Annotated in this window: 15 protein-coding genes; 6 read left to right on the forward strand and 9 right to left on the reverse strand. The window is 62.3% G+C overall.

The window, feature by feature from the left end:
- Positions 1-4: 4 nt before the first annotated feature.
- Positions 5-1,621, forward strand: coding sequence for an inorganic phosphate transporter (locus C5F71_RS05230; protein ID WP_029294389.1), 1,617 nt, complete (start codon positions 5-7; stop codon positions 1,619-1,621).
- A 96-nt stretch (positions 1,622-1,717) separates the two neighbouring features.
- Here the strand turns inward: C5F71_RS05230 and C5F71_RS05235 are convergent, their stop codons facing one another.
- From C5F71_RS05235 to C5F71_RS05245, 3 genes are all read right to left on the reverse strand, one after another.
- A complete protein-coding gene (locus C5F71_RS05235) occupies positions 1,718-2,689 on the reverse strand; it encodes a biotin-dependent carboxyltransferase family protein (RefSeq protein ID WP_104910761.1) in 972 nt (323 codons plus the stop codon).
- Positions 2,686-3,564: an allophanate hydrolase subunit 1 gene (locus C5F71_RS05240; protein WP_092237690.1), complete on the reverse strand. Its 879-nt coding sequence runs from the start codon at positions 3,562-3,564 to the stop codon at positions 2,686-2,688. Before C5F71_RS05240 ends, C5F71_RS05235 begins: the two co-directional genes overlap by 4 nt.
- A 152-nt stretch (positions 3,565-3,716) precedes the next feature.
- Positions 3,717-4,538, reverse strand: coding sequence for a 5-oxoprolinase subunit PxpA (locus C5F71_RS05245; protein ID WP_092237693.1), 822 nt, complete (start codon positions 4,536-4,538; stop codon positions 3,717-3,719).
- A 119-nt stretch (positions 4,539-4,657) separates the two neighbouring features.
- Between C5F71_RS05245 and C5F71_RS05250 the strand changes: the two genes are divergently transcribed.
- Positions 4,658-5,575 (forward strand): LysR family transcriptional regulator, encoded by a 918-nt coding sequence (locus tag C5F71_RS05250; protein WP_029296489.1) that lies wholly within the window; start codon positions 4,658-4,660, stop codon positions 5,573-5,575.
- Here C5F71_RS05250 and C5F71_RS05255 read toward each other — a convergent pair.
- Positions 5,572-6,468 (reverse strand): LysR family transcriptional regulator, encoded by an 897-nt coding sequence (locus C5F71_RS05255; RefSeq protein WP_092237696.1) that lies wholly within the window; start codon positions 6,466-6,468, stop codon positions 5,572-5,574. The two genes, C5F71_RS05250 and C5F71_RS05255, sit on opposite strands and share 4 nt — an antisense overlap.
- A gap of 123 nt (positions 6,469-6,591) precedes the next feature.
- On the opposite strand from C5F71_RS05255, the gene C5F71_RS05260 reads away from it, so the two are divergent.
- Positions 6,592-7,350: an SDR family NAD(P)-dependent oxidoreductase gene (locus tag C5F71_RS05260; RefSeq protein ID WP_104910762.1), complete on the forward strand. Its 759-nt coding sequence runs from the start codon at positions 6,592-6,594 to the stop codon at positions 7,348-7,350.
- A 15-nt stretch (positions 7,351-7,365) separates the two neighbouring features.
- On the opposite strand, the gene C5F71_RS05265 is transcribed toward C5F71_RS05260, so the two are convergent.
- Positions 7,366-7,812: a multidrug/biocide efflux PACE transporter gene (locus tag C5F71_RS05265; protein WP_029296483.1), complete on the reverse strand. Its 447-nt coding sequence runs from the start codon at positions 7,810-7,812 to the stop codon at positions 7,366-7,368.
- Between the two features lie 90 nt (positions 7,813-7,902).
- On the opposite strand from C5F71_RS05265, the gene C5F71_RS05270 reads away from it, so the two are divergent.
- Entirely contained in the window at positions 7,903-8,757 is an 855-nt protein-coding gene (locus tag C5F71_RS05270; RefSeq protein WP_104910763.1) for a LysR family transcriptional regulator, read from the forward strand.
- Between the two features lie 7 nt (positions 8,758-8,764).
- Here the strand turns inward: C5F71_RS05270 and C5F71_RS05275 are convergent, their stop codons facing one another.
- The 4 genes from C5F71_RS05275 to C5F71_RS05290 are packed head-to-tail and all read right to left on the reverse strand — an operon-like array spanning position 8,765 to position 11,308.
- A complete protein-coding gene (locus C5F71_RS05275) occupies positions 8,765-9,994 on the reverse strand; it encodes an RNA polymerase sigma factor (protein WP_104910764.1) in 1,230 nt (409 codons plus the stop codon).
- The gene (locus tag C5F71_RS05280) at positions 9,991-10,467 is read right to left on the reverse strand and encodes an SRPBCC family protein (RefSeq protein ID WP_104910765.1); all 477 of its coding nucleotides are present in this window, start codon (positions 10,465-10,467) and stop codon (positions 9,991-9,993) included. The genes C5F71_RS05275 and C5F71_RS05280 overlap by 4 nt, the downstream gene beginning before the upstream one ends.
- A 34-nt stretch (positions 10,468-10,501) precedes the next feature.
- The gene (locus tag C5F71_RS05285; protein WP_029296475.1) at positions 10,502-10,846 is read right to left on the reverse strand and encodes a YciI family protein; all 345 of its coding nucleotides are present in this window, start codon (positions 10,844-10,846) and stop codon (positions 10,502-10,504) included.
- A gap of 42 nt (positions 10,847-10,888) precedes the next feature.
- Complete coding sequence (locus tag C5F71_RS05290) at positions 10,889-11,308, reverse strand: nuclear transport factor 2 family protein (RefSeq protein ID WP_029296473.1); 420 nt, start codon at positions 11,306-11,308, stop codon at positions 10,889-10,891.
- A gap of 147 nt (positions 11,309-11,455) precedes the next feature.
- Between C5F71_RS05290 and C5F71_RS05295 the strand changes: the two genes are divergently transcribed.
- Positions 11,456-11,941, forward strand: a complete 486-nt coding sequence (locus C5F71_RS05295; protein ID WP_070995338.1) for an N-acetyltransferase — start codon at positions 11,456-11,458, stop codon at positions 11,939-11,941.
- Positions 11,942-11,961: 20 nt separating this feature from the next.
- The gene (locus tag C5F71_RS05300) at positions 11,962-12,567 is read left to right on the forward strand and encodes a pyridoxamine 5'-phosphate oxidase family protein (RefSeq protein ID WP_104910766.1); all 606 of its coding nucleotides are present in this window, start codon (positions 11,962-11,964) and stop codon (positions 12,565-12,567) included.
- Positions 12,568-12,714: the final 147 nt, after the last annotated feature.

The raw sequence follows: 12,714 nt of genomic DNA on the forward strand, positions 1-12,714 counted from the left end.
CGGCATGGCCACCCCTTCCCTCACTGCCTCCTCCCAGGCAGGCGCCACTGACGCAAAACCGCAATTGGACAAGAAACCCGGCCTACTCACGGTGATCGTGTTCTTCGCCGTACTCGCCATGGGCCTGTTGTTCACCGCCTACAGCCTGATGCACGACATGCAAGAGTTGGGCACGGTGGTCACCACCTGGACCCCGTTCCTGCTGCTGGGCGTGGCGTTGCTGATTGCCTTGGGGTTCGAGTTCGTCAACGGCTTCCATGACACCGCCAACGCCGTAGCCACGGTGATCTACACCAACTCGCTGCCGCCGCATTTCGCCGTGGTCTGGTCGGGGTTCTTCAACTTCCTCGGGGTGCTGCTGTCCAGTGGCGCGGTGGCCTTTGCCATCATCGCCTTGCTGCCGGTGGAGTTGATCCTGCAGGTCGGCTCATCGGCTGGTTTTGCGATGATCTTCGCCCTGCTGATCGCCGCGATCCTGTGGAACCTCGGCACCTGGTGGCTGGGCCTGCCGGCGTCGTCTTCCCATACGCTGATCGGCTCGATCATCGGTGTTGGCGTGGCCAATGCCCTGATGCACGGCCGCGACGGCACCAGCGGCGTGGACTGGGCGCAAGCGATCAAGATCGGCTACGCGCTGCTGCTGTCGCCACTGATCGGCTTCGGTTTTGCAGCCCTGCTGTTGCTGGCACTGCGGGCCTTTGTGAAAAACCGCTCGCTGTACAAGGCCCCCAAGGGCAACACCCCGCCGCCCTGGTGGATTCGCGGCATGCTGATCGTGACCTGCACCGGCGTATCCTTTGCCCACGGCTCCAACGATGGCCAGAAAGGCATGGGCCTGATCATGTTGATCCTGGTGGGCACCCTGCCCATGGCCTACGCCTTGAACCGCACCATGCCGGCCGATCAATCCCTGCAATTTGCCGCGGTGGCAGAAGTCACCCAGCAAGCCCTGGTCAAGAGCGCACCGCAGGCGGCCCCGGCCGACCCGCGACCGACGCTGTCGACCTATGTGCGCACCAAGGACGTCACGCCCGAGTTGATCCCCGCCCTCGCCGCCCTGACCGGGCACATCGGTGAACAAGTGAAAGGCTACGGCTCCCTGGCCAAAGTGCCCGCCGAGGCCATGGGCAACGTGCGTAACGACATGTACCTGACCAGCGAAACCATTCGCCTGATGGACAAGGGCAAGGTCGGCCATTTCGATGCTGACACCCAAGGCAAGCTGCAACTGTTCAAGCAACAGATCGACAACGCCACGCGCTTCATCCCGCTGTGGGTGAAGATCGCCGTGGCCATCGCCCTGGGCCTGGGCACCATGGTCGGCTGGAAACGCATCGTGGTGACCGTCGGCGAGAAAATCGGCAAGACCCACCTGACCTACGCCCAGGGCGCCTCGGCGGAAACCGTGGCCATGCTGACCATTGGCGCCGCAGACATGTTCGGCTTGCCGGTCTCCACCACCCATGTGCTGTCCTCGGGCGTGGCCGGGACCATGGTCGCCAATGGCGGCGGCTTGCAGATGAAGACCATCCGCAATTTGTTGATGGCCTGGGTACTGACGTTGCCGGCGGCGATTGTGCTGTCGGGTAGCTTGTACTGGTTGTTCACCCAACTCTTCTGACAGGCAAACCTGTAGGAGCCGGCTTGCCGACGATGGCGGTGCAACAGCCAACAGCGGTGTTGATTGTCATGGCCTCATCGCCGGCTCCTACAAGTTTCAGGAGAATAGGGCCGCCATCGCTTTGAGCCGCTTCTTGTACACCCGCCGCGCTTGCAGCGCTTCTTCCAACGTCACCGCGACAAACCCCGCGCGCTGGTTGGGCTGCATCTGCCCGATCAAATCAAGGTCGGCGCTGATCACCGTGCCGATCATCGCGTAGCCGCCGCCGGATACGGCATCGCGGTGCAGCACGATGGGTTCCAGGCCGGCAGGGACCTGAATCGAGCCGATGGGGTAGCAGCTGTCGACGATGTTCGATGGGTCAGAGCCTGCGCCAAACGGTTGCTGCCGTGGCTGGAAGCTCAAGGCACTGCCGCCCTTGAAGCGGTAGCCGATCCGGTCGGCTTCGGAGCCCACGGTCCAGGGTTCGGCGAAAAAGCTGCTTTTGGCCTCGGGCGTCAGGCGCTCGTAATACAAGCCCGGCACCACACGCAATGTCACATCGCCGCCCACCGAGCGGCGCAGGGCCATCGGCAAACTGTTGCCGGCCCGGCCTTGCCCGCGGGTCTCGCCGATAGGCAACACATCCCCCTCCTGCAAGCGCCGCCCATGAAACCCGCCCAACCCACCCAAGGTGTAGGTGGAGCGACTGCCCAGCACCAGCGGCACGTCGATCCCCCCGGCCACCGCCAGATAGGTCCGCGCACCGGCCACCGGAAACTCAAACCGCAGCACCTGCCCGGCACGCACCTGGAACGCCGTGTCCTGGTGCACCACTTCACCGTCCAGGCGCGGCGACATCAGCGCGCCGCTCAACGCCACCAACCCATCCTGTTGAAACTCCAGCTGCGGGCCGATCAGCGTGCATTCCAACCCCGCCGCGCCCGCCGGGTTGCCCACCAGGTGGTTGGCCGCACTCAAGGCGTACTGGTCCAGGGCGCCGGACGGCGGGATTCCCAAGTGGTAAAAGCCTTCGCGCCCCAGGTCCTGCACGGAAGTCGCCAGGCCAGGCTTGAGCACCTTGATCATAGGAGCGCCTCCTGCAGGGTTTTCGGATAGCCGATCGGGTCGGCAAAAAAAGCATCCAGGGAGAACTCCACCGGCCGAATGCGCAAGTCAAAACGTCCGGCTTCTACCTCGGCCACAGCCAGGTCGTAGGCATCACGGTCGATGGGCTTGAACTGCACGATATCGCCTGGGCGGAAGAACACCATGTGCTCCTTGAGGTAGGCCAACTGCTGGGCCGGGTCGTAGATCGGCGCCGGGGTCACGCCAAACATCTGGTAGCCGCCGGCACCGCGCACTGAGTAGATACAACCAAAACAGCCGCCATGGCCAAGTGTCAGCTTCGGCGTGTCGGTGCGTGGGCGCAGGTATTTGGGCACCTGCAACTGGCGCTCGCGCTCGACCATCTGGAACATGAACGGCAGGCCGGCCACAAAGCCGACCATCGACACAAACCACGGCGCGCCACTGTGGGCAGCAACAAACGCCTCGACATCCGCCAGGCCATTGACCCGCGCCGCGTACTCCAGGTCCGTGCCAGTGGGGTCTTGGTGACGGTCGCGAAAACGCATCAGGGTTTCATGGGTCCAGGGGTCGTTGTACAGCACCGGGATCTCGATGATGCGCGTATGCAAGGTACGTTCAGCCACCGCTTGGGCCTCGGCGGTTTGCACCGCGTCGAGCAGCACATGGGGGGCGATCAGGTCCGGATCGAAACGGATCTGGAACGAGGCATTGGCCAGGCAGATATCCAGCACACCGGGCAGTTCCAGGCGCTGCACCGCACGGGTGACAGCCATGCCTTTGAAGAACGCCTCCAGGGACATGCTTTCGCTGACCTCGGCGAACAAATGCTCATCGGCGCCAAAGCTGTAGCGAATCGGGGATGTTTGAGCCATGTCTGTTCCTCTTGGAATCATTGTAGAAAGGCAGGCAAAAAAACCATGTAGATGGCGGGATTCTTGTGGCGAGCGGGCTTGCCCCGCGCTGGGGTGCGAAGCAGCCCCAACAAGGCCAATGATTTCTATCAGAAAGATCCGGGTGGCAGGTTTTAGGGCTGCTTCGCACCCCAGCGCGGGGCAAGCCCGCTCGCCACAACAAGCCCGCTCGCCACAGAAAGCCCGGATGCCACGGTGATGCCCGCCTGGTCCAGAGCTGTGCGGGTCGCTTCCACCAGATCCAGGGCGCCCGGTGTATCGCTGTGCAAGCAGATGGAATCGAATTCGATAAACAGGTCTTCGCCTTCGACGGTGCGCACCAAGCCGGTCTGGCAGGCACGCAGCACCCGCGCTGCCACCGTTGCGGGGTCCAGGGCGCGTACGTTGCGGGTAAACACAATGGAACCAGACAGATCGTACTCACGGTCGGCATAAAACTCGCGAACCACCGGCTGCCCCAGTTCCTTGGCAATGCGCCAGATCACCGAACCGGGCATGCAATACAGCAGCAGTTCAGGCTCCAGGCGCTGCAGGTTTTCTACCAGCAGCCGTGCGGCCTCTTCGTCCCGGGCCAGGTGCATGTACAGCGCGCCATGGGGCTTGATGTGCTGCAAGGTCACGCCCTGCACCCGCGCCAATTCGCGCAGGGCACCCAGTTGGTAGAGCATGTCGTCTACCAGTTCCTGGGCCGGGGCGTTGATATGGCGGCGGCCAAACCCCACCAGGTCGCGAAAGCCCGGGTGCGCGCCGATGGCTACGCCCAAGGCCTTGGCGCGCTCGATGGTGCGGCGCATGGTGCCGGGGTCGCCGGCATGGAAGCCGGTGGCCACGTTGGCGGAGCTGATAAACGCCATCAGTTCGTGATCCACACCGTCGCCGATGGTCCAGGGGCCAAAGCTTTCGCCCATGTCCGAGTTGAAATCCACTGTTTGCATCGGGGCCTGCTCCGCAAGAGTTCGTGCCATCGAAAATAGGCCGGCCCTTGATCCCTTGGGAAGATCTATTATCAGATAGGGTATCTTCTGAAAATCAGATACTACGACGAGCAATCTGTATGTCCTTGACGTTGCGCCAGGTTCGTTACTTTGTCGCCACCGCCGAAATCGGCCAGATTTCCCAGGCGGCAATCCACCTCAACATCTCCCAGTCGGCGGTGACCACCGCGATCAAGGAGCTGGAAGCCATGCTCGGTGCCCAGCTGTTTGTGCGCTCGGCCCAGGGCATGAACCTGACCGATGCCGGGCGGCATTTTCTCAACCGCGCCTATGTGATTGTGCGCAGTGTCGACGACGCGCTGAACAGTCCGCTGCCAGACTACCGTGCCAGTGGCGTGCTGCGGGTCGCGGCCAGTTACACGGTGCTGGGTTACTTCCTGCCGCACCACCTGCAACGCATGGAACACTGGCATCCGGACGTGACCATCGAGGTCTTCGAGCAGGAGCGCCAGGCGATCGAACAAGGGCTGCTGGATGGCCAGTTCGATATGGCCGTGGTACTCACCGCCAACCTGACCCACCCGGATATCGTCTCGCAGATCCTGTTCAATTCCGAACGCCGCCTGTGGCTGCCCAGCCACCACCCGCTGTGCGAACGCCGTGCGGTGAGCCTGGCCGATGTGGCGCGCGAGCCCTATATCCTGCTGACCGTGGATGAGGCAGAACAAAGTGCCATGCGCTACTGGGAACAGGCCGGGCAAGCGCCCAAGGTGCGGCTGCGCACCAGTTCGGTAGAAGCGGTGCGCAGTATGGTGGCCAATGGCAGCGGCGTGGCGATTCTGTCCGACCTGGTGCACCGCCCCTGGTCTTTGGAAGGCAAGCGCATCGAGACCCTGAGCGTGACCGACAAGGTCACGCCCATGAGCGTCGGCCTGGCCTGGCACCGCGAACGCGCGTTCACCCCGGCGATGCAAGCATTGCGCGACTACTTCCACGACGCCTTCCTCGCGCCCCAGCAATTATCCACACGCCGTTAAAGCAGGCCCTTCAAGGTGGCCGCCAACCAGTCCATCAGTACCCGCACCCGTAGCGGCAAGTGCCGCTGGCCGGCATACAACATCGACACATCCAGCGCGGGCGCGGGGTAGTCGGGGAGCACCGCCACCAGCTCGCCCTTTTCGAGCAATTCGCGGATGCCCAGCCCCGGCACCTGGATGATCCCGAAACCGGCGAGGCACGCCGACTGGTACGCGTCTGTGCTGCTGACCGTGACCCGCCCGGCCATGGCAATGCGCTGCACCTTGTTGCCCTGCGCATACTCAAAACCCGCTGAACGCGCGCCCAGCGGCCGCACGTAGTGCACCAACTGATGTGCGGCCAGGTCGGCCAGGGTCTTGGGTTCGCCATAGCGTTGCAGGTAGCCGGGGCTCACGCAGTTGATCATCGGCATGCTGCATAAAAGCCGTGCGACCACCGACTGGTCCGGCTGTACGCCCACGCGCAGCACACAATCAAAGCCTTCGGCCAGGAGGTCGACCTGACGGTCAGAGCTGCTGATTTCCAACTCGATCAAGGGATGCCGATCCATAAACTCCGGCAGGCGCGGCACGATCACCTTGCGTGCCATCACATTGGGCATGTCGATACGGATCCGCCCGGTCAATTGCGCCTCATCCTGGCGAAACAGCCCTTCCAGCTCCTCCATATCGGCCAGCAGGTCCTTGCTGCGCTCATACAGCACCCGCCCGTCCTGGGTGGCCTGCACCTTACGTGTGGTGCGCTGCAACAGACGCGTGCCCAACAGGTCTTCCAGGGCGCGCACCTGTTCGGATACGGTCGAACGCGGCAGCCCCAGGCTATCGCCGGCCTGGGTGAAGCTCGACAGCTCGGTGACGCGGACAAAGGTGCGCAACAACTCCAGCTTGTTCATGGTGGTGACCCGTGATTGTTCGTCTGATCCGACCAGTGATTCCGGATTAGCCATGTTTATCACGTATTGCCCGGACAAATACACTCAGTCCCAGCGTTACCCACCCGCTCCGAGGACTGCACCATGACCCGTAAAATCGCACTGATCACTGGCGCCAGCCGTGGCTTGGGCAAAAGCACCGCCCTGCACCTGGCCGCCCAAGGCATCGACATTATCGGCACCTACTACAGCAAGGCCGAAGAGGCCCAGGCAGTCGTGGCGCAGATTGAACAACTCGGTGGCCGCGCCGCCATGTTGCAATTGGATGTGAGCAAAAGCGCCACATTCGACGACTTCGTCGGCGAAGTTGGCCGCACGCTGAAGGAAGTTTTCGCACAGCAACAGTTCGATTTCCTGATCAACAACGCCGGTATCGGCACCCATGCCAGCTTTGTCGAGACCACCGAAGAACAGTTCGACCAAATGGTCGCGATCCACCTCAAGGGCCCGTTTTTCCTGACCCAGAAGCTGCTCGCGCGGATCGTCGATGGCGGGCGCATCATCAATATTTCCAGCGGCCTGGCGCGTTTCAGCCTGCCGGGCTATGCCGCGTATGCCTCAATGAAAGGCGCGGTGGAAGTACTGACCCGCTACCAGGCCAAGGAGTTGGGTGCCCGGGGCATCAGCGTCAACACCCTGGCCCCTGGCGCCATTGAGACCGACTTCGGCGGCGGCGCGGTGCGCGATAACGCCGGGATCAATGCCTTTGTCGCCAGCAACACGGCCCTGGGTCGGGTCGGCCTGCCGGACGACATTGGCGGGGCGATTTCCACGCTGCTGGCCGATGGCAGCAAGTGGATCAATGGGCAACGCATCGAGGCGTCGGGTGGGATGTTCGTCTGACGGCCCGCGTCATCGTTAACGTCCTTCGCGAGCGAGCTCGCTTCTGCACAGGAATTTTTCCCGCAGCACGTCGTAGACCCAGTGGTACACATAGGTGTACGGCAGGAAGAACAACAGCACGCCGATATCCAGGATAAACGCCTGCATCAGGCTGATATTCAGCCACGCGGCAATCAGCGGCACGGCAAACAGAATCAGCCCGCCCTCGAACAGCAGGGCGTGCACGATCCGGGTCTTGACGCTGTTGGCCAGTTGCAGGCGCACCTTGAGGCGGTCGAACACGCTGTTGAAAATCATATTCCACGTCAGCGCCAACAAACTGATGGCCAGGGTCACCGCGCCCATTTCCAGGGCCGGCCGACCGGTGATCCAGACGAGCAACGGGGTACAGATCAGCAAGGCCAGGCCTTCGAAGCCAAGGGCCTGGAAAACACGTTCGGTGACGGACTTGGTGGTGTTCATAAGTGTGGCTCTGGGAATGTCTTGGGTTGCCATTATCGATCCCTCACTCGATACTTAATAATCAATAACCATCGATCAAGGCGATAGATGATGGCTTCGCATGAAGTGTTGCAAGCGTTTGTGCAAGCGGCGACCCAAGGCTCGTTTTCGGCGGCGGCGCGCAAACTGGGCAAGAGCCAATCAACAGTCAGCGCCGCAGTGGCCAGCCTGGAGATTGATCTGGACGTGGTGCTGTTCGACCGCAGCAGCCGCAAACCCACCCTGACTCCGGCCGGGCATGTGCTGCTGCAACGGGCCGAACACGTGCTGGAGGCCAGTAGCCGCCTGGAGCTTGCCGCCAGCCAGTTGTCCCAGGGGCTGGAGCCCAAGCTCAGTATTGCCATGTCCGATACTTATCAGTCGGGACGCTTCGAAACCCTGCTCAGCGCCCTGGAACAACGCTATCCAGACCTGGAGCTGGAGTGGCTGATTGCCGAATGCGAAGACCTCATCGCCCTGGTGCAAAGCGGGCGGGTGCAGCTCGCGTTTATCGAGGCGCAGGAGGTCTACCCGCCAGACCTGACCCATGCCACCGTCGATGAGGGCGCGCAACTGGCGCTGTTTGTTTCCCCGCGGCATGCACTGGCCAGCCTCGATCCCATCAATCAGCAAAGCCTGCAACAACATCGCGAGCTGCGCCTGGCAAGCATCATCAACCCCAATGAAAACCGGCAGACCGGCCGAGTGTGGTCCGCCCCCAGCTTTTTGATGCTGATGGAAATGGCCATCCTCGGTTTTGGCTGGGCAGCCTTGCCGCGCTGGTTGGTGGAGCGCTTTGCCAATGGCCAACTGGTGGAGCTCAAGGCTCGCGGCTGGCCACGCTCGGTGGCCGTGGATGCCTTATGGTCACGGCAACACCCGCCAGGCCCTGCGGGGAGCTGGCTGCTGGAAAAAATGCTCGAATAACCGGCTCCTACAAGGAGGTGTCGGTGCAGGTGGCCAGGCGACGTTCGATGAAGCGTTTTTCCGGGGCTTGATGGGTCAGGGCCAGGGCTTTTTCGTAGGCCTGGCGCGCCTCTTTCATACGCCCCAATTGCCGACAGAACTCCCCACGCGCCGAATGCGCCAGGTGGTAGTCCAGCAACTCGCCACGCGCCAGGATTCCCTCCACTTGCTGCAACCCCGCCAAGGGCCCATCGCGCATGGCCAAGGCAGCAGCGCGGTTGAGTTCGATCACCGGCGACGGCAGCATCCTCAGCAACACGTCATACAAACCAATAATCTGTGGCCAATCCGTCTGCGCCGCGCTCGGCGCCTCGGCGTGCACTGCCGCAATCGCCGCTTGCAGGCAGTAAGGGCCAAAGCGCCGGGTGGCGAGGGCCTGCTGCACCAACCCGCAACCTTGGGCAATCAACCCTGCATCCCACAGCGTGCGGTCCTGTTCATCCAGCAGCACCAGTTCAGCGGCAGCTGATAACCGGGCCGGACGCCGGGACTCGTGGAGCAGCATCAAGGCCAGCAGGCCCATGACTTCCGGTTCCGGCAGCAACTCCAACAGCAGATGGCCCAGGCGTATGGCCTCGCGGGTCAAGTCATCACGGGTCAGGTCGGCGCCCATGGACGCCGAATAGCCCTCGTTGAACACCAGGTAAATCACCCGCAGTACGCTGTCCAGGCGTTCGGGCAACTCCGCCAGGGCAGGCACTTGATAGGGAATCCTCGCTTCGCGGATCTTGCCCTTGGCGCGCACGATGCGTTGAGCGATGGTGGCCGGCGTGACCAGGAAGGCCCGGGCAATTTCCTCGGTGGTGAGGTCACAAATCTCACGCAGGGTCAGCGGCACCTGGGCATCCGCCGCCAGCGCCGGGTGGCAGCAGGTGAAGATCAGGCGCAGGCGGTCGTCTTCCACGTCTTCGGTACTCCAGTCAGCCGCTTGCAGCGCATCGGCCTGCTCCTGCAGCAACGGGGTGAAGCGGGCCTGGCGACGCAGACGGTCGATGGCCTTGAAGCGCCCAGTCGAGACCAGCCACGCCCGCGGGTTGTCAGGCACCCCCTCCTGCTGCCAGCGCTCGACCGCGATGAAGAACGCCTCATGCAGGGCTTCTTCGGCGAGGTCGAAATCCCCCAGCAGGCGAATCAAGGTCGCCAGGATGCGCCGGGACTCGCTGCGGTAGATCGCCTCGACCTGGTCTTTGACGGTCAATCGCGCAGGCTCTGGGTCACCAGGCTCACCAACCGATCCAGGCTCTCGCCCCAGCCCTGATGAAAGCCCATGGCTTCATGGGCCTGCTTGTCGGCTTCGCTCCAGTGCATGGCGCGGGCGGTGTAGCGGGTCTTGCCCTCGACCTCTTCGAAGGTCACTTCGGCGCTCATGAACGGCTTGCCCGATGGAATCCAACCCGGCAGGAATGCATCGGTAAACACCAGCCGGCGCGGCGCGTCGATCTCCAGGAATACGCCCTGGGTCGGATACTCGCTGCCATCCGGCGAGCGCATCAGGGTGCGAAACAGACCACCGACCCACAGGTTCATTTCGCACTCCGGCGTGGTCATGCCGTGGGGGCCCCACCATTGCTGCAACAAGGCCGGCTCGGTCCAGGCGCGAAACACCCGGCTCGGTGGCGCGTCGATCACGCGGCTGATGGACAGTTCGAATGCAGCAGGTTGAGTGTTCATTGGGTAAACCTCCTGAGTCTTATGATTGTTGGGTTCAGAGATTCAATTCACGCACGGGGCGCACTTCCACACTGCCGACCCGCGCCGCCGGAATACCACCGGCTACCTGCAGCGCCTCATTCAAGTCCTTGGCCTCAATCAGGTAGAAGCCGGCAAGCTGCTCCTTGGTTTCGGCGAACGGCCCATCGGTGATCGACAGCTTGCCGTTGCGCATGCGTACGGTGGTGGCCGTGCTCACCGGCTCCAGGGCCTGCGCCGCGAGCATGCGGCCACTGGCGTGGATCGCTTCGGCGTAGGCGTGGCATTCCGGGTCCTTGGGGCTGTCGGGCAGGCTGTGCAGCAAGGCTTCGGCGCTGTAGACCAGACACAGGTATTTCATGGCGTTCTCCGTTTGCGGACTACTGACTATAGTTGGCGGCGATCAAGGTTTCAGGTCGAACAGACCGGCGCCGGTTTCCATATCGAACGGTGCAGACCAGTGCTCATGCACCACCTGCCATTGCCCGTTGGTCCGCTGATAACCGGCGGTGACGCGCATCCAGCAGGTCTTGAGCACACCGTCTGGCCCCGAACCACCACAGTGCGCGAGCCAATGGGCAAAGGCGCTGTTTTCGGCGGCGACGATATGCAGCTCATGGAACTCAAAGATTCCGGGGCCCGGGCAAGACTCCATGCAGGCCTGCCAATGGGCGCGGTAGGCTGCCTTGCCTTTGAACTGCAGGGCATTGACGGCATCGAACGCGACGATATCGTCGGCGTAAAAGCTGACAATTTGCTGGATATCCTTGGCGATGACTGCTTGTTTCCATTGCTCGATCAGGCTGTTGATTGCGTTGTTCATGGCGATGCTCCTCGGGGTGCAAATCACGGAAGACACCTTTGGTCGAATGCCCCGCCGGCAAATCGACAAGCCTGCGAAAAATAATTTCGCCGAGGGTAAAGCCGCTAGAATTCGCGACTTCCCTGTAGGACTTCGGATACCTGCCCGATGGAAACCCGCCTCGCGCCCTATGAGACGCTGACCGCTGTCCAGCAACAGCAACTCGCCACTCTGGAAGTCCACCCCGAGCAACTGCCCTATAGCGGCGACATCTACTGCGCGCTGAACAGCCTGCAGGTCAACCCCAGCCCCGGCATCAGGGGCTTCGCCCTGCTGGCCGACGACATTCCCGTAGCCTTCCTGCTACTCAAGCGCCCGCCCTGCCTGCCCCATTGGGCCAGCGAACACAGCGCCACCCTGCATGCCCTGCAAGTCGATCGCCACCAACAAGGCCGGGGCTTGGGCAAAGCCTGCCTACAAGCCCTGCCCGCCGCCGCTCGCCAGGCCTGGCCGCAGATCACCGCCCTGGAGTTGTCGGTAGACAGCGACAATGTGGCGGCGATGAGCTTGTACTTGCAACAAGGCTGGGTAGACCGGGGCGAGGCGTATAAGGGGCGGGTTGGCTATGAGCGGCGGTTGTCGCTACTGTTCTGATGACGCACAAGGAGACTCCCATGCTAACCAGCCTCGAACAGCTCGAAACCCTTTACGGCAAGCCCCACGAGCGCGCCGTGCACAAGGAAATCGGATTTCTCAATGAGGATTACCAGGCGATGGTGAAAGCCTCGCCGCTGGTGATTGTCAGTTCTTGCGGGCCTGATGGCCTCGACGGCTCGCCTCGGGGCGATGTGCTGGGTTTTGTGCGCATCATCGATGAGCGCACCTTGGCGATTCCGGATCGGCCGGGCAATAACCGGCTCGATACCTTGCGCAACCTGCTGGTGGACCCGCGCATCGCCTTGCTGTTTATCATCCCGGGGATCGGTGAGACGTTACGGGTCAATGGGCGGGCGCAGATCTCCATCGAGCCTCAGTTGCTGGAAAGCTTTGCGGTGAATGGCAAGCCAGCGCGGTCGGTGATTGTGGTGCAGGTGGACGCTGCGTATTTCCACTGCTCCAAAGCCTTTGTGCGCTCGGACTGCTGGAACCCGGACAAGCATCTGCAGCGCACAGCGCTGCCATCAGCGGGCGCCATTCACAAGCGTTTGAATGATGGGCAGTTCGATGCCGAGGCCTATGACCGGGAGATGCCGGAGCGGGTAAAGAACAGTCTCTATTGAACGACTGCAACTCCATACAAAACCTGAGCTGTCTACTGTCAGCTTTCACAGCTATACAGGCTTTCGCCCTGGGTTTTTACTGAACTACCAAGGTTGTCGCTCAACGTCTACATCGAGCAGGAATGGGAATTCCAAACTTCCCCATGG

The sequence above is a fragment of the Pseudomonas sp. LG1D9 genome, assembly GCF_002949995.1.
In the GTDB taxonomy this organism is placed as follows: Bacteria; Pseudomonadota; Gammaproteobacteria; order Pseudomonadales; family Pseudomonadaceae; genus Aquipseudomonas; species Aquipseudomonas proteolytica.